20 protein-coding genes are annotated in these 25,993 nt (G+C 44.9%); 13 read left to right on the forward strand and 7 right to left on the reverse strand.

The annotated features are described in order from the left end of the window. Positions 1-71 precede the first annotated feature (71 nt). The 4 genes from LAJ61_RS00805 to pepN are packed head-to-tail and all read right to left on the reverse strand — an operon-like array spanning position 72 to position 6,276. The gene (locus tag LAJ61_RS00805; protein ID WP_224054106.1) at positions 72-1,427 is read right to left on the reverse strand and encodes a solute carrier family 23 protein; all 1,356 of its coding nucleotides are present in this window, start codon (positions 1,425-1,427) and stop codon (positions 72-74) included. Positions 1,428-1,466: 39 nt separating this feature from the next. Continuing rightward, entirely contained in the window at positions 1,467-2,237 is a 771-nt protein-coding gene (locus LAJ61_RS00810; protein WP_224054107.1) for a nitroreductase family protein, read from the reverse strand. 21 nt (positions 2,238-2,258) lie between these two features. Further along, positions 2,259-3,521 carry a YbfB/YjiJ family MFS transporter gene (locus LAJ61_RS00815; RefSeq protein ID WP_224054108.1) on the reverse strand — a complete coding sequence of 421 codons (1,263 nt, stop codon included), beginning with the start codon at positions 3,519-3,521 and terminating at the stop codon, positions 2,259-2,261. Between the two features lie 55 nt (positions 3,522-3,576). Next, the gene (pepN, locus tag LAJ61_RS00820; RefSeq protein WP_409034972.1) at positions 3,577-6,276 is read right to left on the reverse strand and encodes an aminopeptidase N; all 2,700 of its coding nucleotides are present in this window, start codon (positions 6,274-6,276) and stop codon (positions 3,577-3,579) included. A gap of 180 nt (positions 6,277-6,456) precedes the next feature. On the opposite strand from pepN, the gene LAJ61_RS00825 reads away from it, so the two are divergent. Then, positions 6,457-6,927, forward strand: coding sequence for an MgtC/SapB family protein (locus LAJ61_RS00825; RefSeq protein ID WP_224054109.1), 471 nt, complete (start codon positions 6,457-6,459; stop codon positions 6,925-6,927). Between the two features lie 94 nt (positions 6,928-7,021). Here the strand turns inward: LAJ61_RS00825 and uvrB are convergent, their stop codons facing one another. After that, on the reverse strand, positions 7,022-9,139 hold the full coding sequence (gene uvrB, locus LAJ61_RS00830) for an excinuclease ABC subunit UvrB (RefSeq protein ID WP_224054110.1): 2,118 nt from the start codon (positions 9,137-9,139) through the stop codon (positions 7,022-7,024). A gap of 441 nt (positions 9,140-9,580) precedes the next feature. Between uvrB and metK the strand changes: the two genes are divergently transcribed. The 3 genes from metK (at position 9,581) to LAJ61_RS00845 (ending at position 11,804) form a co-directional block, all read left to right on the forward strand. Beyond that, a complete protein-coding gene (metK, locus tag LAJ61_RS00835) occupies positions 9,581-10,747 on the forward strand; it encodes a methionine adenosyltransferase (RefSeq protein ID WP_007115720.1) in 1,167 nt (388 codons plus the stop codon). 88 nt (positions 10,748-10,835) lie between these two features. Then, positions 10,836-11,150 carry a DUF3144 domain-containing protein gene (locus tag LAJ61_RS00840; RefSeq protein WP_007115719.1) on the forward strand — a complete coding sequence of 105 codons (315 nt, stop codon included), beginning with the start codon at positions 10,836-10,838 and terminating at the stop codon, positions 11,148-11,150. 84 nt (positions 11,151-11,234) lie between these two features. Beyond that, entirely contained in the window at positions 11,235-11,804 is a 570-nt protein-coding gene (locus LAJ61_RS00845) for a hypothetical protein (RefSeq protein ID WP_224054111.1), read from the forward strand. A gap of 141 nt (positions 11,805-11,945) precedes the next feature. Here LAJ61_RS00845 and LAJ61_RS00850 read toward each other — a convergent pair whose 3' ends face one another. Continuing rightward, positions 11,946-12,302 (reverse strand): hypothetical protein, encoded by a 357-nt coding sequence (locus LAJ61_RS00850; protein ID WP_224054112.1) that lies wholly within the window; start codon positions 12,300-12,302, stop codon positions 11,946-11,948. A gap of 373 nt (positions 12,303-12,675) precedes the next feature. On the opposite strand from LAJ61_RS00850, the gene prpB reads away from it, so the two are divergent. The 4 genes from prpB (at position 12,676) to LAJ61_RS00870 (ending at position 18,607) form a co-directional block, all read left to right on the forward strand. Continuing rightward, entirely contained in the window at positions 12,676-13,569 is an 894-nt protein-coding gene (gene prpB, locus LAJ61_RS00855) for a methylisocitrate lyase (protein WP_050325521.1), read from the forward strand. Between the two features lie 90 nt (positions 13,570-13,659). Next, positions 13,660-14,832: a bifunctional 2-methylcitrate synthase/citrate synthase gene (prpC, locus tag LAJ61_RS00860; RefSeq protein WP_224054113.1), complete on the forward strand. Its 1,173-nt coding sequence runs from the start codon at positions 13,660-13,662 to the stop codon at positions 14,830-14,832. 98 nt (positions 14,833-14,930) lie between these two features. Then, on the forward strand, positions 14,931-17,537 hold the full coding sequence (acnD, locus tag LAJ61_RS00865) for a Fe/S-dependent 2-methylisocitrate dehydratase AcnD (RefSeq protein ID WP_224054114.1): 2,607 nt from the start codon (positions 14,931-14,933) through the stop codon (positions 17,535-17,537). A 98-nt stretch (positions 17,538-17,635) separates the two neighbouring features. Beyond that, the gene (locus LAJ61_RS00870) at positions 17,636-18,607 is read left to right on the forward strand and encodes a DUF3644 domain-containing protein (protein WP_224054115.1); all 972 of its coding nucleotides are present in this window, start codon (positions 17,636-17,638) and stop codon (positions 18,605-18,607) included. 307 nt (positions 18,608-18,914) lie between these two features. Here LAJ61_RS00870 and serS read toward each other — a convergent pair whose 3' ends face one another. Beyond that, positions 18,915-20,180: a serine--tRNA ligase gene (gene serS, locus LAJ61_RS00875; protein WP_224054116.1), complete on the reverse strand. Its 1,266-nt coding sequence runs from the start codon at positions 20,178-20,180 to the stop codon at positions 18,915-18,917. A 280-nt stretch (positions 20,181-20,460) separates the two neighbouring features. Between serS and LAJ61_RS00880 the strand changes: the two genes are divergently transcribed. From LAJ61_RS00880 to rpoD, 5 genes are all read left to right on the forward strand, one after another. Beyond that, positions 20,461-21,147, forward strand: a complete 687-nt coding sequence (locus LAJ61_RS00880; RefSeq protein ID WP_224054117.1) for a YcxB family protein — start codon at positions 20,461-20,463, stop codon at positions 21,145-21,147. 266 nt (positions 21,148-21,413) lie between these two features. Continuing rightward, positions 21,414-22,007 carry a Dps family protein gene (locus LAJ61_RS00885; protein ID WP_409034973.1) on the forward strand — a complete coding sequence of 198 codons (594 nt, stop codon included), beginning with the start codon at positions 21,414-21,416 and terminating at the stop codon, positions 22,005-22,007. A gap of 301 nt (positions 22,008-22,308) precedes the next feature. Then, positions 22,309-23,442, forward strand: coding sequence for a class Ia ribonucleoside-diphosphate reductase subunit beta (gene nrdB, locus LAJ61_RS00890; protein WP_224054118.1), 1,134 nt, complete (start codon positions 22,309-22,311; stop codon positions 23,440-23,442). Positions 23,443-23,482: 40 nt separating this feature from the next. Beyond that, a complete protein-coding gene (locus tag LAJ61_RS00895) occupies positions 23,483-23,743 on the forward strand; it encodes a 2Fe-2S iron-sulfur cluster-binding protein (RefSeq protein ID WP_007115706.1) in 261 nt (86 codons plus the stop codon). Between the two features lie 270 nt (positions 23,744-24,013). After that, entirely contained in the window at positions 24,014-25,918 is a 1,905-nt protein-coding gene (rpoD, locus tag LAJ61_RS00900) for an RNA polymerase sigma factor RpoD (protein ID WP_224054119.1), read from the forward strand. Positions 25,919-25,993: the final 75 nt, after the last annotated feature.

Raw genomic sequence — 25,993 nt, forward strand, 5'->3', positions numbered from 1 at the left:
TTTTTGGCAAACAACTTATCAAACAGTTTATCAAAAAACGCCGCCCTACCCAAAGTAAGGCGTTTTTTAGTTTATTTTAAAACCGTCAATTTGGCTTTTTCACTGCGGCTAAACAGTAAATTTAACACGATGGCGACCACTGTCGCAGTACCGATACCGCCCAAATTAAATTGTCCAATATGTAAGCTAAAATCCCCAGCCCCCATAATGACGGTCACCGCAGCAATGATTAAATTAGCATTTTTGCTAAAATCAATGTGATTATCCAGCCAAATTTTGACCCCTGCTACCGTGATAAGCCCAAACACCACGATGGAGGCGCCGCCCAATAATGGCGCTGGGATGGTATGGATAATCGCGCCAAATTTTGGTGACAGCCCCAGTAGCACAGCAATCAAGCCTGCCACCACAAAAACCGTGGTCGAGTATACTTTAGTCACTGCCATCACGCCGATATTTTCCGCATAGGTTGTGACGCCCGTACCGCCCATGCTCGATGACATCGCCGTACATAGACCATCGGCGAAAAACGCCCGTCCCATATAGGGCGATACCGCTTGTCCTGTCATGGCTTCTACCGCTTTGATATGTCCCAAATTTTCGGCGATTAAAATAAACGCAACCGGGGCAATCAAAATTATTGCGTTAATATCAAACGTCGGATGATAAAAATTGGGTAATCCCACCCAAGCTGCTTGAGCAACTGGGGTAAAATCAATCGGCTTGCCATATCCAAGCACATTGGTGAGCACAAAATATGCCATATACGCCAATACCAAACCAATCAGTAGCAACAAACGACGTAGCATACCGCGGCTAAACACAGCGACCGCACTAATACTCAGCACCGTCATCAACGCAACCCAACTATCAAACTGGTTGCCCGACACGCCTTTGATCGTCACTGGCGCCAAATTTAGCCCAATAATCATCACAATCGCACCCGTTACCACAGGCGGCATGAGTTTCTCAATCCAGCCAACCCCTGTTTTCATCACCAGTAATCCGACCATGGCATAAAAAATACCACAGACAAAAATACCACCGAGCGCCACGGATAAATTACCGTTAAAGCCTGAGCCTGTATAAGCCGTTGCCGTGATGACAGGCGCGATAAACGCAAAACTTGACCCTAAATAACTGGGTACTCGCCCACCCGTCAAAAAGAAAAATAGCACCGTACTGAGCCCCGCCATCAAAATCGCAAGGTTGGCATCAAATCCCATCAATAACGGCGCAAGCACGGTTGCCCCAAACATCGCAAACGCATGTTGCAGCCCAAGTAGCAGACTTTTATCGGCAGGTAAATACTCATGGATACGCACAGGATGATGATCTAAATGCCCATCGTAAGGCTGCCATTTTGGGAACCAGCCGCTATCATTACCGGTATTTTGATGGGTTGGTGGTCTTTGCGAATTTGCCATAATTTTGCTCTCATCTGTCAACTGCGCGAATTTTACACGTTATTTTTGTTTTGTCAAAAAACCCTGCGCTTTGAGCCAATCTTCTGCAGCAGCGACATACGGTTGACTGTAGTAATCGGCAAATTTTTGACGGTATGGCTTACGCTCACGCGCTTCATTAAAGGTCAAAATGGTTTGCTCGTAATCGGCGAGCATTTGCGGCAAGTTTTCAGTATTGTATTGGTTTTCAAAATACACCGCAGATTTTGGCAAACGCGGTTTTAGGCGCATTTCCACGCTAGGTTTACCGATACATAAGCCAAAAATTGGATAGGTATATTTTGGTAGCTGAAGCAGTTCGATTAAGTCATTGGCAATCATACGCAAACCGCCAATTGGACAAGTGGCATAACCCAAACTCTCTGCCGCCACCGTGGCATTTTGCGCCGCCAATGCCGTATCGGTAGCCAGCGTAATCAATGTATCACTATCCTTAAAACCCTCAAAGCTGCCGTCATACGCTTGACTGCTCAGATAGGAGCGATAGCCATCCATCACAAATACCAAAAATACACTACATTGGGCTATCTGTGGGTTACGCGGTTGCAAATCGACAATTTTTTGACGTAACGCCTTATCACTGATGTTGATAATGCTGTAGTGCTGTCCGTTTTGCCAACTAGGCGCTTGCTGAGCGCATTTGATGATGTCATTTAACTGCGAATCTGGCACAGTGGCGCTACTGTCAAATTCTCGATACACCCGATGATTTTGTAAAAGTTCAATGGTTTGATTACTCACAGTTTGATTACTCGTAGCTTGGTTATTCATGATTGCCCCGTTAAAAGTGATTTAAACATGATTTGATGATTGTTGATACGGTCGCCAAAGTAGCGCCACCCCAATAAGCAAAACGATGGCAGAGACGGGTAACAACGCAAGCCAACTATTTTTGCCTGTTGCAACTAGCGCAGTTAAGGGTCCGATAAGCTGCCCAAAGGCAAAACTTGCGGTCATCAGCGCACTTAAATTGTATTTAGGGTAGTGCGTGACTTGGCTTGCTGCCACTTGTAGCCCTGCCATCGTCACCACCATAAAGGTGCCGCCCACCATCAGCGCTGACAACATCAAACCTGCCAAAGACTGCCAAAGCGCAGGCAATAACGTACCAACCGCCATGATGATTTGTGACACTCGCCAAACGCCGAGCAAAGAAACATTGTCAAAACGGCGTTGTAACCGCTGCGACAACACCACCGACAGAGCCGCCGCCAACCCAAAAAATGGCCAAATCAGCAAATAACTTTGCCCCGATAACCATTGCTTGGCGATTTGTGGCAAAAAAGTCGCAGGTAAAATATAGCCAAACCCAAATAAGCCGTAGGCGGTTAATACATTCGCTAATTTTAGCTTGGCAGGTGGGGGTATGCTAGACGAGATAGGATTGGTATGGGTGGCTTTGCTAGGGTTGGTTTTGGCAGCGGCTGTTGTGGCAGCAGCTGTTGAGGCAAACTGTGAATTGATTTTCGCTAGCAAAAAGGTGACAAGCAAGGTGGCGAGCAGCGCAATCACGCCTAGATACTGCCATAATCGACTCGATAATGAACTGAATGATGACAGAACAGCGGCATTCACTGTCGCTGATTGAAAAATAAAATAGCTACAAATCAATCCTGTAAGGGTGATACCGATACCGACACCCGTATAAATCAAGCCACTGCTGGCTACCTGTCTTGATTTTAACCAATTGATTGCAAACGCACTGATAGATACCAGCACCCAAGCGCTTGCCACGCCCGCCAAAAAGCGTAGCACCAGTAACCAGCCAAAGCTGCTTAGCGAAGCCAGCCAAGTGGTAAGCGTGACTAAGGTAAGACCTAACACGACAAAAAGCGGGTGCCGCTTACTTTTAAGCAGTGACAGCGCCCCGACCAAATAGCCAATATAGTTGCTACTTGATAACCACGCCGTTTGCGCAAGATGCACTGTGCCTTCTTGTATCATCAAAGGCAAAATCGGTGTAAAAGCAAATCGCCCGATTCCCATTGCCACCGCAAGCGCGGTACTGGCTAGGATAAAGCAAAATATAATCTGCTGTCGGTCAGATTGTGACATTTTGCGTTACCCCTTGCTTTTATTGACACGGCTTGTCAGCGTTTAAGCTTGCATTTTAAAGATTATTGAGCATACTTTGCAAGGTTTCCTTCACATTTTTGGACGACATATTAGCTTGGCTTAATATCAAAGCCTGTTTAACCATTGACTTTTTGTCTGCTACCAAGGCATTCCAATTTGATAAACCTTGAATCAAACGCGACGCCAACAGTGGGTTACGTTTATCCAAATCTTGCATCATGCTCAAATACTGCTCAACGCCCTGCTGTGTCCAAATTTTGGTAGGCTGCGCAAGCAATCCGCCGAGCACCGCACGCACCCGGTTTGGGGTATTGATGTCAAAGTCTTGGTGTGAGGTTAACGCAAAAATATCGGCAACGCTTGCTTGACTGTCATTGGCTTGGACACCAAACCATAAATCCATCACCAATGCATCATCATGAAAGCGTTGGTAAAAATCGGCAAGCCATTCGGCTTTTTGGGGCAAACCATGCTCCACTGCCGCATTTAACGCGCCTAAACGCTCAGTCATACAAGACGCTTGTTGGTACTGGGTAATCGCCCAGTGTTTGGCATCATTCACGCCTGCCAATAACGCCATATCCAGCACCACATTTCGCCATGCCCGCACGCCCATGGCTTCGGCTGTATCTTCATACGCGGTAATCGGCAGTTTGGCATACGCACTTTGCCAAATGTCTTTAAGCTGTACCGCCACGGCTTTTTTGACCGCTTGATGACGGGCACGAACTTGGCTAGGGTCATAGTCGGTCTGAATCGCGCTACCCAGCTCTCGCTCGCTTGGCATATCTAGTAACCGCGCCGCTAGCATGGGATCGGTTTCTGATAGCGCTGGCAGACTGGCTTTTAATGCCGTGATATAGGCATCGGTATCAGCATTTTGCAATAAAATACGATTGACCAACAACTGTGCCGCTTGCCAACGGTTAAAACCATTGGTCTCATATTGCATCAAAAACGCCAAATCATCATTGCTATACTCAAAATTGAGCTGAACAGGCGCGGAAAAATCACGAAGCAATGACACCACAGGGTCAAAATCCGCTGTGGTAAACAAACCGTCAAAGTTAAACGTCTGACTGTCTTCGCGCAGTAATACCAAATCTTCGTGTACCAGTTGCCCATTGGCACGGTTAAAAATCGCCATTTTGATAGGAATTGGCAAAGCTTTTGGCGCAGGATAGCCTGCCACTTGGCGCGTGTGTTGGCTTAGCGTCAAGATAAGCTTGTCAGCCGTTTTTTCAAAATGCCCCGACAACACAGGTGTTCCTGGCTGGGTGTACCAATCAATAAATGTTTCAATACTTGGGTCTGCAACGCTCAGTGCAGATAACAAGTCTTCTACCGTGACCGCTTGCCCGTCATAACGGCGAAAATATTCGTCCGTGCCTTGGCGGAATTTTTCTTTGCCAAGCGTATTGGCAATCATGCGCACGATTTCTGCGCCTTTCTCGTACACTGTGGCGGTGTAGAAATTATTAATCTCGACAAAATGGTCCGGGCGTGGCGGATGCGCCAATGGGCTAGCGTCTTCAGGAAACTGCGCCGCTCGCAATGTTGCCACATCATCAATCCGCTGAACCGCAGGGGAATGCAGACTTTCGGAAAAAGACTGGTCACGAAATACGGTAAAGCCTTCTTTTAGGCACAGCTGAAACCAGTCACGGCAGGTGATACGGTTGCCCGTCCAGTTATGGAAGTATTCATGGGCAATCACCGCTTTGACATTAAAGTTACGGCGATCGGTGGTGGTCTCTGGGCTAGATAGTACGCAAGCGGTGTTAAAGATATTTAATCCCTTGTTTTCCATCGCGCCCATATTAAACTGGCTAACCGCCACAATCATATAGCGGTCAAGGTCATACGCCCGTCCGTAGTTGTCTTCATCCCATTTCATTGAGTCTTTTAACGCTTGCATGCCGACATGGCACTGCTCGATGTTCTCATGCTTGGCGTATAATTCAAGCAGCACCTCACGCCCTTCAATGGTGACATACTGATCGGTCAATACGTCCAAATCTGCCATCACGCATGCGAATAGATAACTCGGTTTTTTGGTCGGGTCTTGCCACACCGCAAAATGACGGTCGCCCGCAAGCTCCCCTTGGTCAATTAAATTACCATTTGCCAACAGCGTTGGGTAAGTTTTATCAGCTTCAATGCGTGTGGTGAAGGTGGCAAGCACATCGGGACGGTCTGGATAAAAGGTAATTTTACGAAACCCTTCTGGCTCACACTGGGTACAGAACATTTTGTCCGCCCCTTCCCCGGCTTGGTATAAGCCTTCAAGACTGGTATTGGTTTGCGGCACGATGGTGACAACCGTGGTAATCTGACAAATGTCTGGCGCGTTAACAATCGTTAGGCTTTCTTGGTCTAGTTGGTAGTCGCTTTCGCCTAAGGTTTTGCCGTTTAAGGTAATTGATTCAAGTTGTAATTCTCGTCCAAAGAGCACCAAATCGCCTGCCGTGTTTCTTGTCATGTCAAGATTGGCGGTGACGGTTGCATGCTTTTTATCAGCGCCGTCAAACAACTCAATGTTAAGGTCAATGTGATTGACGCTGAAGACTGGCGGCGTGTAGTCTTTTAGATAGATTTTTTGCGGTTGGTTACCATTTAATTGGTTACTATTTAAACTGGGGTCTGGTGTGGGTATATTAGCGGGCACATCAGGCATTTCGGTGTTTAATAACTGTGGATTTTCGGTTTGGTTGGTTTCGGTGACGTTAGTCATATATTTCTTTAGCTCGCAATGTGTTGTTAAAAATTATTCTCATTCGATGTGGCTATTATGCCATAATTAATGACGTTTTTTGGTCACAAACCATAATGACTTTGTTATTACATTTTCATGCTATTTTTTTTATTTTTATCGGATAAAATTTCAACTCTTTTTGACTCATTTATGGGTGACATGATGGATAATTTTGTAGGTAATTTATTTGATTTAGATTGGAAATTGATGGTCGTTCACATGTTTCAAATGGTGATAGCATTTGTGTTGGTATTACCTGTAGGCTACAATCGTGAGAACAGTCGACAAAACATTGGGCTGCGCACTTTTCCGCTTGTAAGCCTGGCAAGCTGTAGTTTTGCGCTGCTTGCGTTTGAAGTGCAAGGCGAAGACCCCAGTGCGATGGGGCGCATCGTAAGCGGCGTGGTAACGGGGATTGGCTTTATCGGCGGCGGGGCAATTCTCAAAAAAGATGGCATGATTGAAGGGACGTCGACAGCGGCTGCGATTTGGTCGGCAGGCTGTGTGGGCGTGGCAGTGGCGATGGGGCGGCTAGAGATTGCGGTATTGATTAGTGTGTTTATGGTAGGGATTTTTTATTTTGTTAGTCCGTTAAAACAAAAACTTAGCAAGGATAATGATGATGTTTAATGTAAAAAGATGGATGATAGCTTAAACTTGCCCCCAAGAAAAGTAACAGCTTTTCTTGGGGTAAAACCGCACATTTAACACCCATCGTCCACCATCATTGCAACACAAATTCCCGTAAACTTACTACTTTATCGCGCACTCTTGCCGCTTCCTCAAACTTCAAATCACGCGACAAGGATTTCATCTCTTTTTCTAGCCGTGCAATCTCTTTGGCAAGCAAGTCAGGCGAACGCAAAATCGAAATATCCACATCGGGGAATGCATGAGTGACCGCAATCGCTTGGTTATCATTCGGGGCTTCTGCCTCGCCGGTGTCGATTTTATCGGTAATCTGACGGCGAGCGGATGTCGGCGTGATACCATGTTCTTCGTTATACGCCATCTGTTTGGCACGGCGACGCTCGGTTTCTTCAATCGCCTTTTGCATACTTGGGGTAATGCTGTCAGCGTACAAAATCGCCTTACCATTAACATGGCGCGCGGCACGACCGATGGTCTGAATGAGCGAACGCTCCGAGCGTAAAAAGCCTTCTTTATCCGCATCAAAAATCGCCACCAGACTCACCTCAGGCATATCCAAACCCTCACGCAACAGGTTGATACCGACTAGCACATCATGCACGCCTGTGCGCAGTTCATGGATGATTTTCATCCGCTCCACCGTGTCGATATCCGAGTGCAGATAAGCGACTTTGATATTGTATTCTTTTAGATAACTGGTCAAATCTTCTGCCATGCGCTTGGTGAGCGTGGTAATCAGCACTCGCTCATCTTTGGCTTTACGAATGTTGATTTCTGATAGCACATCATCAACTTGGGTCAAGACAGGACGAATCTCAAGCTGTGGATCAACTAGACCGGTCGGACGTACCACTTGCTCAACGACCTGCTCGCTATGCTCAAGCTCGTATTGGGCAGGGGTCGCCGACACAAAAATGGTCGCAGGGGTAATACGCTCCCATTCTTCAAACATCAGCGGGCGGTTATCCATCGCAGATGGCAGGCGAAAGCCATAATTGACCAAGGTTTCTTTACGACTTCTATCGCCTTTGTACATCGCGCCGACTTGTGGCACGGTTACATGACTTTCGTCAATAAATAGCAAGGCGTCGGGCGGAATATAGTCAAACAACGTCGGCGGCGCTTCACCCGCAGGACGTCCCGATAAATGGCGCGAATAGTTCTCAATGCCGTTACAGTAGCCAAGCTGCTGAATCATTTCCAAATCATAAGTGGTGCGTTCTTTGATACGCTGGGCTTCAATCAGTTTGTCATGCGCTCGAAAATACTCAAGGCGTTGTTCAAGCTCGGCTTTGATAGTGCCACTGGCTTTTTCTAGCTTGTCTCGTGGGGTGACGTAGTGTGATTTTGGATAGATGGTAATGCGTGGCACACTGCGCACGTTCTTACCTGTCAACGGGTCAAACCAAGTGATTTTTTCCACTTCATCATCAAACATACTGATACGCACCGCAAGCTGTTCAGACTCAGCGGGGTATATATCAAGCACTTCGCCACGCAAGCGGTAAGTACCTCGCCCAAAGTCAAGCTCGTTACGCGTATATTGCAGCTCCACCAAGCGTTTGAGCATGGCAGTGCGGTCGATTTTGTCACCCACTACGATGTGAAGAAGCATTTTTAGGTAGCTTTCTGGGTCACCCAAACCATAGATACAAGACACCGATGCAATGATAATGGCGTCACGACGTTCGAGTAGCGCACGCGTGGCGGACAGTCGCATTTGGTCGATATGGTCGTTAATGGCGCTGTCTTTCTCGATAAAGGTATCGCTGGCAGGCACATACGCTTCAGGCTGATAATAGTCGTAATAACTGACAAAATACTCCACAGCATTGTGCGGAAAGAACGCCTTAAACTCGCCATATAGCTGGGCAGCAAGGGTTTTGTTGTGTGCCATGATAATGGTGGGACGCTGGCATTGGGCAATCACTTTTGCCATGGTGTAGGTTTTACCTGAACCTGTCACCCCTAAGAGCAGCTGACCGTGCATGCCGTGCTCAATGCCGTCAACCAATTTGGCAATCGCTTGCGGTTGGTCGCCTGAGGGTTCAAATTCGGTCACCATCTCAAAGGGTTTACTCGAGATTTGGGTGCCACTGGCATTGACACCCGTGATTTGGGCATCATCTTGGATTTGGCGGGCAAGTTGGCTAAGTTCACGTTCGGAGCGGGAAGATTGAGGTGGTCGCATTTTATTGTCTTTATAGTAGTCAAAGATGGGTAAATAATGGGGTTAATGGGTGAGAAGTTAAAGCAAAATAACGCGAAATATTATATCAGTGACTGGTTGTATCGAAAAAGACCACCCATTAACAAACCAGCCATCATTAAATTTGTTAAAATTACCCCATTAGCCTATTTCAGTTAGGCATTTAAAAGCATTAGGTTAATTTGGCAAAATCCCTTATAATATCCCCTGACTTTTTCCACTGTAGCGGCAATGACTTGTATGAGTCATTTTGCTATTAGTCATATTAATCATTTTTTCGTTAATCATTTTGCAAACTTGCTCGTGCTGTATCGCAGTCCGTGACTTTCTATTTTTGCTTTGTTCTCGTTTTAAAATGTAAAATAGAGATAGGTTTGCAAAGCGATTAATTTTCTATCACCCTTGATGTAATGAGAAAATTAAATGCGTGAATATCAACTATTTACCTCTGAATCTGTCAGTGAAGGTCACCCAGACAAACTTGCTGACCAAATCTCTGATGCTATCCTTGACGCCATCCTTGAGCAAGACATCCATGCGCGTGTGGCATGCGAAACCTTGACCAAAACAGGTGGCGTGGTGCTGGCGGGTGAAATTTCTACCACCGCCAATGTTGATTTTGAAAAAATCGTGCGTGATACTGTCCTGCGCGTTGGCTACAATAGCTCAGAATTGGGCTTTGATGGCGCCACCTGTGCGGTTATCAATATGCTTGGCAAACAATCTCCCGAAATCGCCCAAGGCGTTGACCGCTCACGCCCTGAAGAGCAAGGTGCTGGTGACCAAGGTTTGATGTTTGGTTATGCCACCCATGAGACGGATGTGTTGATGCCTGCTCCCATTCAGTTTTCCCATCGTTTGATGGAAAAGCAAGCTCAATTGCGTAAAGACGGCACATTAGCTTGGCTGCGTCCCGATGCCAAAGCGCAAGTCACCGTACGCTATGATGGCGACAAACCTGCGTTTATTGATGCGCTGGTACTATCAACCCAACACGATCCAAGTATCTCGCAAAAAGACTTGCATGAAGCGGTCATGGAAGAAATCATCAAGCCTGTCATTCCAGCCGCGATGCTGCACAAGGACACGAAGTATCATATCAACCCAACAGGGTTATTTGTGATTGGTGGTCCTGTGGGGGATGCGGGTTTGACGGGTCGTAAAATCATCGTAGACACGTATGGCGGTATGGCGCGTCACGGCGGCGGTGCGTTCTCAGGTAAAGATCCATCAAAAGTTGACCGCAGTGCAGCCTATGCTGGGCGTTATGTTGCCAAAAATATCGTAGCGGCAGGACTGGCGGAGCGCTGTGAAATTCAAGTAAGTTATGCCATTGGGGTGGCAGAGCCAACCTCTATTTCTGTCAACACGTTTGGCACAGGTAAAATCAGCGATGACAAGATTGTCGATTTTATCCGCCAGCATTTTGATTTACGTCCGTATGGTATCACGCGTATGCTTAACCTACTCCAGCCCATGTATGAGCAAACGGCGAGCTATGGTCACTTTGGTCGCCAAGGCACTGAAACCGCTTTTACTTGGGAGCGTACTGACCGCGCAGCACTACTTAGAGCAGACGCGGGTTTATAATTTTATTGATGAAATACAAGATTTGTAGGGTGCGTTTTACGCACCTTTTTAACGTTTAATTGATGGTAGAGAATTGTAGAGAAAAGTTATGAGCGAAAACACCAACCAAATCACCGAAGAAATGAATGCGTTTTATGAGCGCGCTGATGAGTTTATCCAGCTTGCCAATACCCTTCGCACCGATGATATACACGCAGGTAAAATCAATGCCTCAATGCTGTATGCGGTGGCGCGTTTTAGCGCATGGACAGCAGCAACTGGCTTTGTCAAAGGCAGCGACTACGCCAAAGAAAAGCAAGATATTATTGAACATTTCACCAAGAATTTTGAGCGTATGCTGTCTGACAATATTGACGACTATGCCGAAAACTTCCAAAAATATATGCAAATCGGCAAACAATAAAAACCATTTTATCAACAAATTTTCGTTGATTTTAGGGCGATAGTTGGATAGATTAAACATTAACATCCCACTAAGGAGATTGCTATGTCCGTCAAAATCGCCCTTACTACCCTTCTTCCTGTTCTTTCATTGCTTGGTCTATCCACCTTATCCAGCCATGCCGAAAGCGTGGCAGGCTATCGCTTTGAAAATTACCCTGCTCCCCTATATATAGGCAAACCTGCCAAACTTAACTATAAAAGCAACTCAATTGCAAAGTTGTTTAAAACTCGGATTACTGAAGCCTATCAACAAGGTGAGATAGGTTTTGGGGGCAACTTTGTGGTGGCAATGTGGGGCTGTGGCACAGGGTGTATCGATGGCGCAATGGCAGATAAACGTACGGGACGTGTGTATCCGCTACCCATTAACGAAGAAACTGCGTACGACCTTGGCTGTTGGTCAGTCGATGATAGCGATGAAGATGAACGAGTGAGTTTTTACCCCAATAGCCGTTTGTTGATTACTCGTACTTGTGAGCAAGCGCCTATTGAAAACAGCAACACCGCCAAACGCCATGTCACCTATTACGTGAATGTATGGAATGATAAAACCAAAAAATTTAACCTTATCAAAACTGTTAAACAAAAAAAAATGGTGATTACCGAACAATAAACCACCACCAAATAACCAAATTTAACAACCCAAGATGCGGCAGACAAAAATGCTGAGTTCAGCCTAATGAGTTCAGCCTAATAAGCTGCTTCAACCCATCAATACCTAGCATAACTCAGAAGATAAAGCGTGCTAATAAACTTAGAATAAACGCGATAATAGCACGCCCATCAGCACCATGACCAATATAATCACGCTCACTCGCCACACCCAACGTGGAATCAATGGCACTTTGATATTTTCTTGCTCAAGATGATTATCAAGCCCTTGTGTCAAAGTGTCAAAACCTTGCTCTTTAGTCTCTACCGATGGTGCAGGATGGGCAGTAGGCGGGGTTTGACTGTTTGCCGCTAACGCTTTGTTTTCATACGCATCAATTTGTTGTTTTGCCTCATCTAAGCTAATCGCCTGCTCTTGTGCGTGGGTTTTGATGGCGATGACGTAGTTTTTTTTATCGACCAGTTGTTTGATATGACTCGGTAACGTTGATTGTGCCATAACTAATTCCTCAAATTTCAACCTGTATATCATGCCTAGTTTGCTAAACTTATTTAAGAAGAATGTAGCAACGGGCGCCTGTTTATTGTAAATAAATGTAAATAAACTCTTCATACTTTGCGCAAAATATTCACCTTTTAAAAGTTAGAATGATTAATTATGTAAAAATAGAAGTTTACTATTCATTTTTCGCATACTTTTATTTTTACTTAATTTAGTTTTTAAAAATGGCGTACTGACAGCTAGTTTTTTTGTGCGTATACTTGTGGGTATACTAAGGCAAAGCAGCAAATAACCTGCCCTAAACTTAAAGCAGGGCTGATTAACACTAACTTTGCTATTTTCCCCTTCAATCATGTAAAAAGGAAGCAACATGGCACCTATCTCTGCAGGTCGCAAATTCCGTGACGCCATCGAGTCTGAAAAAGCCGAAGGTCGTCCCCTTCAAATCGTTGGCACTATCAATGCCTACACTGCCATGATGGCAAGCCAAGTCGGTCATAAAGCGATTTATCTCTCAGGTGGCGGTGTTGCCAATGCCTCATTTGGTTTGCCTGACCTCGGTATGACGAGCCTTAACGATGTATTAACCGATGCCACCCGTATCACCAATGCGGTTGACACACCATTATTGGTTGACATCGACACGGGTTGGGGCGGCGCATTTAACATCGCCCAAACCATTAAACAGATGGAAAAAGCAGGCGTTGCCGCGGTCCATATTGAAGACCAAGTAGCGCAAAAACGTTGTGGTCATCGCCCCAACAAAGAAATCGTCTCAACTGCTGAAATGGTGGACCGTCTAAAAGCTGCCCTAGACGCCAAAGTTGACCCAGATTTTGTGGTGATGGCACGAACCGATGCGCTGTCAGTAGAAGGTTTGGATGCTGCGGTTGAACGTGCGGTGGCGTTTCAAGAAGCAGGCGCAGACATGATTTTTGCTGAAGCATTGACCGATATCGCCATGTACCGCAAATTTACCGACGTGTTAGACATTCCCGTGCTTGCCAATATGACTGAGTTTGGGCAAACCGATCTTTACAGCACTAAAGAGCTGTTTGACGTGGGTGTTGACATGGTGCTTTATCCATTATCTGCGTTTCGTGCGATGAATAAAGCCGCCCTCAATGTCTACCAAGCATTAAAAGATGAAGGCGTACAAACCTCCGTGGTCGACACCATGCAAACCCGCATGGAATTGTATGATTTCTTAAATTACCACTCATACGAGCAAAAATTGGACGCATTATTCAAATCAAAAAAATAATTGGCGAACTATGCTCAACACTTAATGCCAAACACTTAAGGCTAAATGCTTAAGGCTAAACACTTAATAAAGCTAAAAAGGAGTTTTACCATGTCAAAAGACACCCCAGTGACAGAAGCTAGCGACAACAAACCAAAACCTAAAAAAAGCGTTGCCCTATCAGGCGTACCCGCCGGTAACACCACCCTATGTACCGTAGGTCGTACAGGCAATGACTTAAGCTATCGTGGTTATGATATTTTGGATTTGGCAAAAGACAGCGAATTTGAAGAAGTGGCGCACCTACTGATTCATGGTCATTTACCAAACCGTCATGAGCTAGCGGCGTACAAGAAAAAACTCAAAACCCTGCGTAACTTACCCGTCAATGTACTGGCGGTGCTTGAAGCCTTGCCTGCCCACGCCCATCCGATGGATGTGATGCGTACTGGCGTATCGGCACTGGGCTGCACCTTGCCTGAGCGTGAAAGCCAGCCTGTGGCAGAAGCCCGTGATATCGCCGACAAGCTTATCGCCTCATTAGGCTCAATGCTGTTGTACTGGTACCACTACAGCCACAATGGCAAAGTCATCAGCCTTGAGAGCGACCAAGACAGCATTGGCGGTCACTTTCTTGAGCTACTACAGGGTGAAGCCCCCAGTGAATCGCATATCAAAGCCATGCACATCTCACTCATCTTATACGCTGAGCATGAGTTCAATGCATCAACCTTTACTAGCCGTGTCATCACGGGGACTGGCTCCGATATGTATTCCGCCATCTCAGGCGCAATCGGTGCGTTAAAAGGTCCAAAACATGGCGGCGCCAATGAAGTGGCGTATGACATCCAAAAACGCTACCGCAATGCCGACGATGCAGAAAAAGACATCCTTGAACGCCTTGAGAAAAAAGAAGTTATCATTGGCTTTGGTCACCCTGTGTATACCGTGAGCGACCCACGCAACGTGGTCATCAAAGAAGTGGCTCGCAACTTGTCCAAAGAAACGGGTGACATGACCCTATTTGATGTGGCAGAACGCCTAGAAACCGTGATGTGGGACAACAAAAAAATGTTCCCAAATCTCGACTGGTTCTCAGCGGTCAGCTACCACAAAATGGGCGTGCCCACTGCCATGTTTACCCCATTATTTGTGATTGCGCGTACCGCAGGTTGGTCAGCGCATGTGCTTGAGCAACGTGCTGATGGCAAAATCATCCGTCCTTCTGCCAACTACACAGGCCCTGATGACCAAAAATTTGTACCGCTGGATGAGCGTCAATAATTAGCGTTTTAATCGTATAAAAAGCCTTTCAGGTCAGCTTACCCATTGATTTGAAGGGCTTTTTTTCTAATGGATTATTAATTTTAAGGTTAAGCCAAATGACAAGCCAATACCGCAAGCCCTTACCCAATTCTGATTTGGAATACTACGATACCCGCCAAGCGGTGAACGATATCACCCCAGACGCGTATGACAAACTCCCCTACACCTCGCGTATTTTAGCTGAGCAACTGGTACGTAAAGTCAGCGACGCAAATGAACTGACCGCTGCGCTCAAACAGCTCATCAACCGTGAGCGTACGTTAGACTTTCCTTGGTACCCTGCGCGTGTGGTGTGTCATGACATCTTGGGTCAAACTGCCCTTGTGGACTTGGCAGGCTTGCGTGATGCTATCGCTGAGCAAGGCGGCGACCCAAGCAAGGTAAACCCTGTGGTACAAACTCAGCTGATTGTTGACCATTCGCTTGCTGTGGAATGTGGTGGTTATGACCCAGATGCGTTTGAAAAAAACCGCGCCATCGAAGACCGCCGCAACGAAGACCGTTTTCACTTTATCAACTGGACAAAGACTGCCTTTGAAAACGTCGATGTGATTCCCGCAGGCAACGGCATCATGCACCAAATCAACCTTGAGAAAATGTCACCTGTTATCCAAGTACAAAATGGCGTGGCGTTCCCAGATACTTGCGTGGGCACAGACAGCCATACCCCACACGTGGATGCGCTGGGGGTGATTTCGGTGGGTGTCGGTGGACTGGAAGCAGAAACCGTGATGCTCGGTCACCCATCGATGATGCGCCTGCCTGATATCGTGGGCGTACACCTCAAAGGTAAACGCCAAGCAGGCATCACCGCCACCGATATTGTGTTGGCATTGACTGAGTTTTTGCGTAAAGAGCGCGTGGTCGGTGCGTATGTGGAATTTTTCGGTGAAGGCGCAGACAGCCTATCCATCGGTGACCGCGCCACCATCGCCAACATGACCCCAGAATATGGCGCAACCGCAGGGTTATTTTATATTGATGGGCAAACCATCGACTATTTACGCCTCACAGGTCGTGAAGACAAACAAGTCGAACTGGTAGAAAACTATGCCAAAACCGCCGGGCTTTGGTCATCTGACCTCGTCAATGCCGACTATGAGCGCGTGCTTGAGTTTGATTTGTCACTCGTGACCCGTAACATGGCAGGCCCTTCAAATCCCCATGCGCGCGTATCGACTTCTGAGCTCTCTGCCAAAGGCATTGCCCATGCCGAAGGTGAAGCGGTGCCTGAGTCAGAGAATGGCTTAATGCCTGATGGTGCGGTGATTATCGCGGCTATTACCTCGTGTACCAACACCTCAAATCCTCGTAACGTGGTGGCAGCGGCATTACTTGCCAAAAAAGCCAACGAACTTGGCTTGACCCGTAAACCTTGGGTGAAATCATCCTTTGCCCCGGGCTCAAAAGTGGCTGAACTGTACTTGCAAGATTCTAACCTATTGCCCGAACTGGAAAAACTCGGCTTTGGTATCGTGGCATTTGCCTGTACCACTTGTAACGGTATGTCGGGTGCGTTAGATCCTGGGATTCAGCAAGAAATCATCGACCGTGACCTGTATGCCACTGCGGTGTTGTCAGGCAACCGTAACTTTGATGGACGTATTCATCCCTATGCCAAACAAGCCTTCTTAGCAAGCCCGCCGCTGGTGGTAGCGTATGCGATTGCAGGGACGATTCGTTTTGATATCGAAAAAGACGTACTTGGCGTGGTCAATGGTAAAGAGATTCGCCTGATTGACATTTGGCCATCGGATGAAGAGATTGACGCGATTGTGGCAAAACACGTCAAACCTGAACAATTCCGTCAAATCTATATCCCGATGTTTAACCTTGACCGCAGCGAAAAAGCCGACAGCCCACTATATAACTGGCGACCCATGTCAACCTATATCCGCCGTCCACCCTACTGGGAAGGCGCGCTAGCGGGCGAACGCACCCTCAAAGGTATGCGTCCCCTCGCCATCTTGCCTGACAATATCACCACCGACCACTTGTCACCGTCCAATGCGATTTTGGCAAGCTCGGCGGCAGGCGAATACTTGGCAAAAATGGGCTTACCCGAAGAAGATTTTAACAGCTATGCCACGCACCGCGGCGACCACTTAACCGCGCAACGTGCGACCTTTGCCAATCCAAAACTGTTTAATGAAATGGTGAAAAATGACGATGGCAGTACCAAGCAAGGCTCACTGGCTCGTGTTGAGCCTGAAGGTCAAGTGATGCGGATGTGGGAAGCGATTGAGACTTATATGAACCGCAAGCAACCACTGATTATCATCGCCGGCGCGGATTATGGTCAAGGCTCTAGCCGTGACTGGGCTGCCAAAGGTGTGCGTCTGGCTGGGGTGGAAGCGATTGTGGCGGAAGGCTTTGAACGGATTCACCGTACCAACCTTATCGGTATGGGTGTGCTGCCGCTTGAATTTAAAGCTGGGACGACGCGTATCACGCTAGGGTTAGATGGGACTGAGACGTATGATGTGATTGGTGACATCTCGCCACGTTGTGATTTGACGCTGGTGATTAATAAAGAAGGCTCTCAGCCGCTTGAAGTGCCTGTGACTTGCCGTCTTGATACCCAAGCGGAAGTGGATACTTACAACGCTGGGGGCGTGTTACAGAAATTCGCGCAAGACTTCTTAAAAGGTGAAGTGGCGTAATTTTTGCCAAATAATTGTTTAATATTTAAAAGCCGAGTATGATAAATGCTCGGTTTTTTATAATTTTAAAGAAAATTTATAAAAGTTACATCTCAACTATGTCTAAAAGAAAAATACCCTCCATAAAAAATGAATTGTTGATTAAATCTAGGGAAGCAATGCTTACAGCAGTTCAGATTTTTAATAATCCGAATATTCAGTTTAAATCTGAAAGTTTCATTATTTTATCAAATATAGCTTGGATGTATTTGTTATATGCCTACTATAGAAATAAAAAGATTGAATATAGATATTTTAAAAAAAATGGTGAAAGGAAAAAATTTGACCGTACTAAAAATGGGGCTTTGAAACATTGGGAACTTGAAAGATGTTTAGATGATTATAATTGCCCTATTGATAATATTTCAAAGGCTAACTTAAAATTTCTAATTGGATTAAGACATGAAATTGAACATCAAATGACTTCAAAAATCGATGATTATTTAAGTGCTAGATTTCAAGCATGTTGTCTAAATTTTAATGAGTATATAAAAAATCTATTTGGTCACGATTATGGAATTGATAAATACCTTTCTTTCTCCCTCCAATTCTCTACGCTTGAAGAAGAACATTTAAATCAATTAAAAATGTTTATTGATTTACCTAAAAATATTGCAACTTATATCAATGATTTTGATAAAACTCTTTCAAATGATGATTTCAATGATATTCATTTTTCTTATCGAGTTTTTTATGTGCCTAAACAAGTAAATCATCGAGGCCAAGCTGATAAGGTTATAGAATTTATACCGGCTAATTCTCCTGAAGCACAAGGTTTAAATGCAGAGTACGTGTTAATCAAAGAAAGAGAAAAGCAAAAATTTTTACCGAAAGATATAGTGGATTTAATGAAAAATAAAGGTTATATCAATTTCTCAATACATTACCATACTCTGTTTTGGCAAAATAAAGATGCTAAGAACCCTAAATTAAATTTTGGTACGCAGGTTGCTAAAACTTGGTATTGGTATGAAAGTTGGTTAAGAGAGGTTGAAAAATATTGCTTAGATTCTGGAAATAAATTCAAATAGGACTATGCCAAGAAGTAGTTATAATCAAAACTATATCACTTTCCCCTCTTTATAATTTATTGATTTTAAAAAGCTTAAAATATAATAGTTTTTCAGCCAAAAATTTTAAGCCTAATATTTACAGGGTTTTAGAAAAAAGATTCGAGAGTCAGATAAAACTATAAAAGTGCTAAAATAAAACTAAAATTAAGCACCAAAACAGGCAAAACCATAAAACTACTTTTCGCCCGTCATTCCGCCAGTATTGGCTAGACAAATAAAAAAACAGCCAGTCAATCAACTGGCTATCTTTTCATTGTTACCACTATTAACCAATCACATCAACGTCCATATACGGACGTAACACTTCAGGCACTGTGATAGTACCATCCGCATTTTGATAATTTTCCATGATGGCAAGCAAGGTACGACCCACCGCAAGACCTGAGCCATTTAAGGTATGCACCAGCTCAGTTTTTTTGCCGTCTTTGACACGGGCTTGCATACGGCGCGCTTGGAAGTCGCCACAGTTTGAGCAGCTAGAGATTTCACGGTAGGTAGTCTGAGACGGTAGCCACACCTCGATGTCATAGGTTTTCACCGCGCCAAAGCCCATATCACCACCACACAGCACAATCACCCGATACGGCAAACCAAGCTGCTGCAAGATATATTCCGCTTGTCCTGTCATGTCCTCTAAGGCTTGCATTGAAGTCTCAGGATGGACGATTTGCACCATTTCGACCTTTTCAAACTGGTGCTGACGAATCAAGCCGCGCGTATCTCGCCCTGCACTGCCCGCTTCACTGCGAAAACAGGGGGTATGGGCAGTCACTTTGATGGGCAAGGCTTCGGGGTCTAGGATTTTGTCACGCACACTGTTGGTAAGCGGTACCTCTGACGTAGGGATTAGGTAATACTCTTTTTCACCGCGCAATTTGAACAAATCTTCTTCAAATTTTGGTAGCTGCCCTGTACCAAGCAGGCTGTCGGCATTCACCATATACGGTACATACATTTCAGTATAGCCGTATTTGTCGGTATGGGTAGTAAGCATAAAGGCAATCAAGGCGCGGTTGAGTTTGGCGAGTTGACCTTTTAGCACGCTAAACCGTGAGCCAGTCAGTTTGGCCGCCATTTCAAAGTCAAGTAACCCCAAGTCTTCGCCCAAGTCGCTATGGTCTTTGACCGCAAAATCAAATTGACGTGGCTCACCCCATCGACGCATTTCGACATTGTCGTTTTCATCTTTACCTGCCGGCACGCTGTCATCAGGCAAGTTTGGGATGGTTAAAGCTGCCGCTAGAATTTTCTCCTGCAAGGCTTTAAGCGCGTCTTCCGCTTGTTTCATGTCGCTACTGATGGTTGCCATTTCTGCCATCAAGGCGTCAGTATTTTCGCCATTACGTTTCATCAAACCGACTTGTTTGGCGCCCGCATTTTTTTTGGCTTGTAGTTCTTCGGTTTTGACTTGAATGGATTTGCGCTGTTCTTCGACTTGCTGCCAAAATGCTTTATCAAGCTCATAGCCGCGTTTGGCAAGTTTTTCGGCGACCGTGTCTAGTTCTGTACGCAGTAATTTTGGGTCGATCATGGCGATAAGTTCCTTAAATTGTTCAAACTTGAGTTAAAGCAGCAAAATGGCTGTTGATATCAGCGTGTATGATACCAAGATTGCAGCGATTTTTCACGGTAGCGACTAGAAATACACGGCAAATTGACGATTTATCGGTATGCGCTTATCGACGTTCGCCCCTCGCTACATTGGGAGTAAAACAAAAATTTATCAAAAAGTGCGTTGTTAGGTTTATTTTTGGGTCAAGGTTGGGTAAGATAAGCCTTCTTTTATCGTTTTGTAACCAAGTGAATTGTTTATGGCTCTGTACCCTTACACCCTACAACCTGTGGATTTGAATCTGACCGAGGACGAATTTCGTCAAGCACAGCTGCAGCTGTTCGATGCCAACAACCAAACTTTGACCAAAATCACCCCAAAAACTTGGGCAATTTTGGCAGTCATCGTGGTGCTAGCGATTTTAGGTCTGATTTTTGTACACGGTTATTCCACCATTATTTTTTGGTTGATGCTCGTGGGTGTGGTGATTTATTTGTTGGCGCGTACTTACGGTCTTAAATGGTATGTCAAACGAGAATTTGAAAAACAAATGGCAAGCCAAAGTATGCCCCCAGAGATGCAACAAATCAAGCTTGGCGTACAGCAGCACGGGGTAGTGATGTCCATGCCTGCACCCAACATGCCCGCCATGCCACGCGGCTACAATCAGCCTTTGGTGCGTACTAGCGGTATGCAGCAAGCGGTTATAAAATGGGACAATGTCACCAACTGGCAAGAAACCCCTGACTATATCTTTATGATGTTTGATGTCAAAAATCCAAAAACGGGTGAAAGCCAACAAGGCAGCCAAATCGTACCCAAACGACTTGCCAATCAAAAATTCCCGATTGATACCTTACGCCATCATTTACAGCAAAACATCGGACAACCAGGTTTTGATCTAACCGACAAACCGACTGATAAATATTTCCCAGAAAACAATTAAGACAACAATTAAGAAAAAACTAATTATTGATGACCACAAAAACTGCAGCCAAGTAACTGCAGTTTTTTTATGGCAACAAGCAAAATTATTTACCAAATTTGCACACAGCTGCGCCAAATGTTTGATATTATTTTTAGGGTAATACCGTATATTTTAATTTATAAAATTAAACGTACTGATAAAAACGATTAATTTTAATAACAGATTGTTTAGGCTTACAGTTAAGCCCTAAACAAATAACAATCATCATTTTAGGAGATAACGACATGGCAAAACAAGCCACTACAAAGCAATCAGCAACCAAACAAGACTCAGAACAATTAGACAATACCGATAAATCAGGTGAAAAAGTGACTACCCCCAAATCTACCGCTTCTAAATCTGGCTCAAGTAAAACACGTGATATCAGCTTAGCTGCTGCAGACATGAGCGCCATTGTTGAGCAATTAAATAGCTTATTGGCCAATTATCATATATTCTATACCAATGTGCGTGGCTATCACTGGAACGTGCGTGGCTCAGATTTCTTTACCCTCCATGTGAAGTTTGAAGAGTTATATACTGCGCTGCAAATCCAGATTGATGAAATTGCTGAACGTATTTTGACCTTACAAGGTACACCACTACATGCTTATAGCGATTTCTTAAAAATTTCAAGCATCAAAGAAGACAAAAACGTCTCTGACGGTGTGGCATGTGTGAAAGGTATTTTAACGGGTTTGACTATGACTATCGCTAAAGAACGTGAAATCATTGACCTAGCGGATGAAGACGACGATCAAGGTACTGCCGACCAATTGACTGCCTATGTGCAAGAACAAGAAAAATTGGTGTGGATGTACAATGCCTATCTTGGCTAATCGTCCCATCTAACCAAAAAGACGGCTTTGATAGTCGTCTTTTTTATTGCGTGGTAAAATAAAAACACAATATATAGATTTTCAAATGTCAATGAATTTAATTACTAATTTTTTGATATGAAAATATGTATATATTTCAATACTTTATAAATTTTATCCTTAAAAATCAAATCCTTGGGTGGATTGCAATTTCTATATGTTGTTATCTATAATAGCCAAGCACACTAGCCAGCTAATGCACTTGCTAACTGATATTGCTACGCCACTTGTCTTGAACTTTGATTGAAGAAGATTCACCGCTATGTCATATTCCATCTTTTGCCAAACCAAAAATAACCCATTGCTTGAGCCGATGTTTTTTGGTCAGCCTGTCAATGTGGCACGTTACGACCAACAAAAATTCCCTGTTTTTGAGCAGTTGATTGAAAAGCAATTGTCGTTTTTTTGGCGTCCAGAAGAAATTGACGTCTCCAAAGACCGTTTGGATTTTAGCAACTTGTCAGTGCATGAACAGCATATCTTCTTAAGTAACCTAAAGTACCAAACCTTGCTTGATTCGATTCAAGGTCGTAGCCCCAATGCCGTGCTGCTGCCGCTGGTGTCGATTCCTGAGTTAGAAACTTGGATTGAAACATGGTCATTTTCTGAGACCATCCATTCTCGCAGCTATACCCATATTATTCGTAACGTGGTCAATGACCCAAGCAAAGTATTCGACGATATCGTTGACAATCCTTTTATCCTAGAGCGCGCGACAGGGATTGCCAAGTTCTATGATGAGCTGTATCAACTATCTCAGCTATATAACCTATACGGTGAAGGTCGTCATGTCATCGATGGTAAACCCATTGAGGTTAATTTACGCCTGCTTAAAACCAAATTGTATTTATGCTTGGTGGCTGTCAATGTGCTAGAAGCGATTCGTTTTTATGTGTCGTTTGCTTGTTCATTTGCCTTTGCTGAGCGCAAACTGATGGAAGGTAATGCCAAAATCATCAAAATGATTGCCCGTGACGAAGCGCTTCATCTAAACGGCACCCAGCATATGATTAATTTGATGCAATGGGGCAAAGATGACCCTGACATGGTCGAAATCGCCCAAGCCTGCCAACAGCAAGCCATTGAAATTTTCAAAGACGCGGCTGAACAAGAAAAAGCATGGGCAAAATATTTGTTTAAAGATGGCTCAATGATTGGCTTGAATGAAAATATCTTAGTGCAATACGTCGAGTACATTACCAATCTGCGTATGGATGCGATTGGCTTGCCCCCTATTTTTGCGGCGATTAAAAACAACCCAATTCCATGGATCAATGCTTGGCTCTCCTCAGACAACGTGCAAGTCGCGCCCCAAGAGTCAGAAATCACCTCTTACTTAGTCGGTCAAATTGACGCAGAGCTCAGTGATGATGCGTTTGATGATTTTGAATTGTAATTCGTCATACGCTTATTTTATTTAGGCAAGATAATCGATTATGGCATGGATTTTTACCAACAATACGCAGTTTTATCTGCATGACGCCGAGACGTTGCTACAAGGCATGCTTCGCTCAAAAATCCCTGCCAATCACCAATGCCTTGAAGGTTATTGCGGTACTTGTAAGCTCAAATACCGCCGTCGCCACCATGACACCCGTATCGAATACATCAATGAGCCACTGGTGATGTTAGACGATGACGAAATACTACCCTGCTGTTGTCAAGTCAGAGGGGCAATCGAGCTTGATATTGATTGATTGGCAAAACAACCCGCCAAAAACTGCGCGAAATGCCGCATAAAGCGAAAACTTACCCGCTTTGCCTTTAATTTTCTCCCCGCGAACCTCATATAATCCGTTATAATAATAGGTTGACTACCGCTTTTTAATCATACTAAATCTTTATTTAGTCCTCGACTGTCATTTGCAGGGTGTATCCCTTGATAAAAATGAAGAAATACAGTCATTAGCTTATTTGTCGTGCTATTACATTATTTATTTTTTTAACCAATATCAAAGCGAGCCCTCATGAGCGAACATTCAACTTCTCAATTAGCCACGCTGATTCAATTAGGTAAAGAGCAAGGTTATCTCACCTATGCTGAAATTAATGACCAACTCCCCGAATCGGTAACTGAAAGTGACCAAATTGATGATATTATTCAAATGCTCACAGACGTTGGCATCAAGATTTTTGAGACCGCGCCTGATGAAGACGACATTATGCTTAGCGATGATGCGGATGATGACGAAATTGCTGTCGATGAAGCCGCCGCGGTACTTGCCTCAGTAGAATCTGAGCCAGGTCGCACCACCGACCCTGTGCGTATGTACATGCGTGAGATGGGCACGGTTGACCTACTCACCCGTGAAGGCGAGATTGCGATTGCTAAGCGTATCGAAGATGGTATTCGAGATGTACAACATGCCATGACCTTTTGGCCAGGTACGGTGGCCATGCTCATTAATGAATACCACCAAACCTTTGAAGGTGAAAAGAAAGTCTCGGATATTATTACCGGTTTTCTTGACCCTGAAGCCGCTGATGTCATCCCGCTTGCCGATGACGAAGAAGTAGAAATCGCGTTACCGATTATCAAACCCAAAGTCAAAGACGAAAAAGCCGCGGATGAACTCGATGATGAAGCCGAAAACGCCGATGAAATCGAAGAAGCCGATGGCGAAGTCAGCGAAGATGCCGATACTGAAGAAGCCAGCGGTCTTGACCCTGAAGAAGTGCGTCTGCGCTTTGAAGAATTGGAGCAATTGTTCATCAAGGTTAAAGATTTATTAGCCACCCATGGCCGTGATAGCGACGTTGTCAAAGCGGCGATGAATGAGCTTGCCAACTGCTTCATGCTGTTTAAGCTCAATAGCCGCGTCTCTGACAATATCATGGATATGATGCGCGAGGTGTATGAAGACGTGCGTAAAAACGAACGTCATATCATGAAACTGGTGATTCGCCGCGGTAAAATGCCAAAAGATGAGTTTCGCAAAACCTTTCCGCATAATGAAACCAACCTTGACTGGCTACCTAACCGTATCGCAGGCAAACCTGCCTTTGCCGACACGTTAGAGCGGGTACTTGATGAAGTGTTACAGTATCAGGGGCGTATCCAGCAGCATGAGCAAAATCTTGGCATGAGCATCGACCAAATGAAAGTGGTCGCACGTAACATGTCTGTGGGGGAAGCCAAAGCCCGCCGCGCCAAAAAAGAAATGGTTGAGGCAAACTTACGTCTGGTCATCTCGATTGCTAAAAAATACACCAACCGCGGTTTGCAGTTCCTTGATTTGATTCAAGAAGGCAACATTGGCTTGATGAAAGCGGTAGATAAATTTGAATATCGCCGTGGTTATAAATTCTCGACCTATGCCACATGGTGGATTCGTCAAGCCATCACCCGCTCGATTGCTGACCAAGCACGTACCATCCGTATCCCTGTGCACATGATTGAAACCATCAATAAAATCAACCGTGTATCGCGCCAGCTATTGCAAGAAATGGGACGTGAGCCTACCCCTGAGGAATTGGGCGAACGCTTAGAGATGGACGAAGTCAAAGTCCGTAAAGTGCTCAAAATCGCCAAAGAGCCCATCTCAATGGAAACCCCAATTGGGGACGATGAAGACAGTCACTTGGGTGATTTTATTGAAGATTCGAGCATCTCAAGCCCAGTGGATGAAGCAACGGCACAAGGGTTAAAAGAAGCTACCCGTGAAGTGTTAGCCAACCTCACCGAACGTGAAGCCAAAGTGCTTAAAATGCGTTTTGGTATTGATATGTCTACCGACCATACCTTAGAAGAAGTGGGTAAACAATTCGATGTCACCCGTGAGCGTATTCGTCAGATTGAAGCCAAAGCGCTGCGTAAACTGCGCCACCCTTCTCGCTCAGAACATTTACGTTCATTCCTAGAGAATGATTGATGTTATATCCATCCAAAAAAGCCGAGACAATGTTCTCGGTTTTTTTATGGGCGGGTTGATGAATGTGACTTTTCT

The organism is Faucicola osloensis, assembly GCF_020041925.1.
GTDB lineage: Bacteria > Pseudomonadota > Gammaproteobacteria > Pseudomonadales > Moraxellaceae > Faucicola > Faucicola osloensis_D.

What these genes read in the sequence shown, in the direction of transcription:
- LAJ61_RS00805 (WP_224054106.1), bottom strand. Translation starts at nt 1,427, where the DNA reads ATGGCAAATTCGCAAAGACCACCAACCCATCAAAATACCGGTAATGAT.
- LAJ61_RS00810 (WP_224054107.1), bottom strand. Translation starts at nt 2,237, where the DNA reads ATGAATAACCAAGCTACGAGTAATCAAACTGTGAGTAATCAAACCATT.
- LAJ61_RS00815 (WP_224054108.1), bottom strand. Translation starts at nt 3,521, where the DNA reads ATGTCACAATCTGACCGACAGCAGATTATATTTTGCTTTATCCTAGCC.
- pepN (WP_409034972.1), bottom strand. Translation starts at nt 6,276, where the DNA reads ATGACTAACGTCACCGAAACCAACCAAACCGAAAATCCACAGTTATTA.
- LAJ61_RS00825 (WP_224054109.1), top strand. Translation starts at nt 6,457, where the DNA reads ATGATGGATAATTTTGTAGGTAATTTATTTGATTTAGATTGGAAATTG.
- uvrB (WP_224054110.1), bottom strand. Translation starts at nt 9,139, where the DNA reads ATGCGACCACCTCAATCTTCCCGCTCCGAACGTGAACTTAGCCAACTT.
- metK (WP_007115720.1), top strand. Translation starts at nt 9,581, where the DNA reads ATGCGTGAATATCAACTATTTACCTCTGAATCTGTCAGTGAAGGTCAC.
- LAJ61_RS00840 (WP_007115719.1), top strand. Translation starts at nt 10,836, where the DNA reads ATGAGCGAAAACACCAACCAAATCACCGAAGAAATGAATGCGTTTTAT.
- LAJ61_RS00845 (WP_224054111.1), top strand. Translation starts at nt 11,235, where the DNA reads ATGTCCGTCAAAATCGCCCTTACTACCCTTCTTCCTGTTCTTTCATTG.
- LAJ61_RS00850 (WP_224054112.1), bottom strand. Translation starts at nt 12,302, where the DNA reads ATGGCACAATCAACGTTACCGAGTCATATCAAACAACTGGTCGATAAA.
- prpB (WP_050325521.1), top strand. Translation starts at nt 12,676, where the DNA reads ATGGCACCTATCTCTGCAGGTCGCAAATTCCGTGACGCCATCGAGTCT.
- prpC (WP_224054113.1), top strand. Translation starts at nt 13,660, where the DNA reads ATGTCAAAAGACACCCCAGTGACAGAAGCTAGCGACAACAAACCAAAA.
- acnD (WP_224054114.1), top strand. Translation starts at nt 14,931, where the DNA reads ATGACAAGCCAATACCGCAAGCCCTTACCCAATTCTGATTTGGAATAC.
- LAJ61_RS00870 (WP_224054115.1), top strand. Translation starts at nt 17,636, where the DNA reads ATGTCTAAAAGAAAAATACCCTCCATAAAAAATGAATTGTTGATTAAA.
- serS (WP_224054116.1), bottom strand. Translation starts at nt 20,180, where the DNA reads ATGATCGACCCAAAATTACTGCGTACAGAACTAGACACGGTCGCCGAA.
- LAJ61_RS00880 (WP_224054117.1), top strand. Translation starts at nt 20,461, where the DNA reads ATGGCTCTGTACCCTTACACCCTACAACCTGTGGATTTGAATCTGACC.
- LAJ61_RS00885 (WP_409034973.1), top strand. Translation starts at nt 21,414, where the DNA reads ATGGCAAAACAAGCCACTACAAAGCAATCAGCAACCAAACAAGACTCA.
- nrdB (WP_224054118.1), top strand. Translation starts at nt 22,309, where the DNA reads ATGTCATATTCCATCTTTTGCCAAACCAAAAATAACCCATTGCTTGAG.
- LAJ61_RS00895 (WP_007115706.1), top strand. Translation starts at nt 23,483, where the DNA reads ATGGCATGGATTTTTACCAACAATACGCAGTTTTATCTGCATGACGCC.
- rpoD (WP_224054119.1), top strand. Translation starts at nt 24,014, where the DNA reads ATGAGCGAACATTCAACTTCTCAATTAGCCACGCTGATTCAATTAGGT.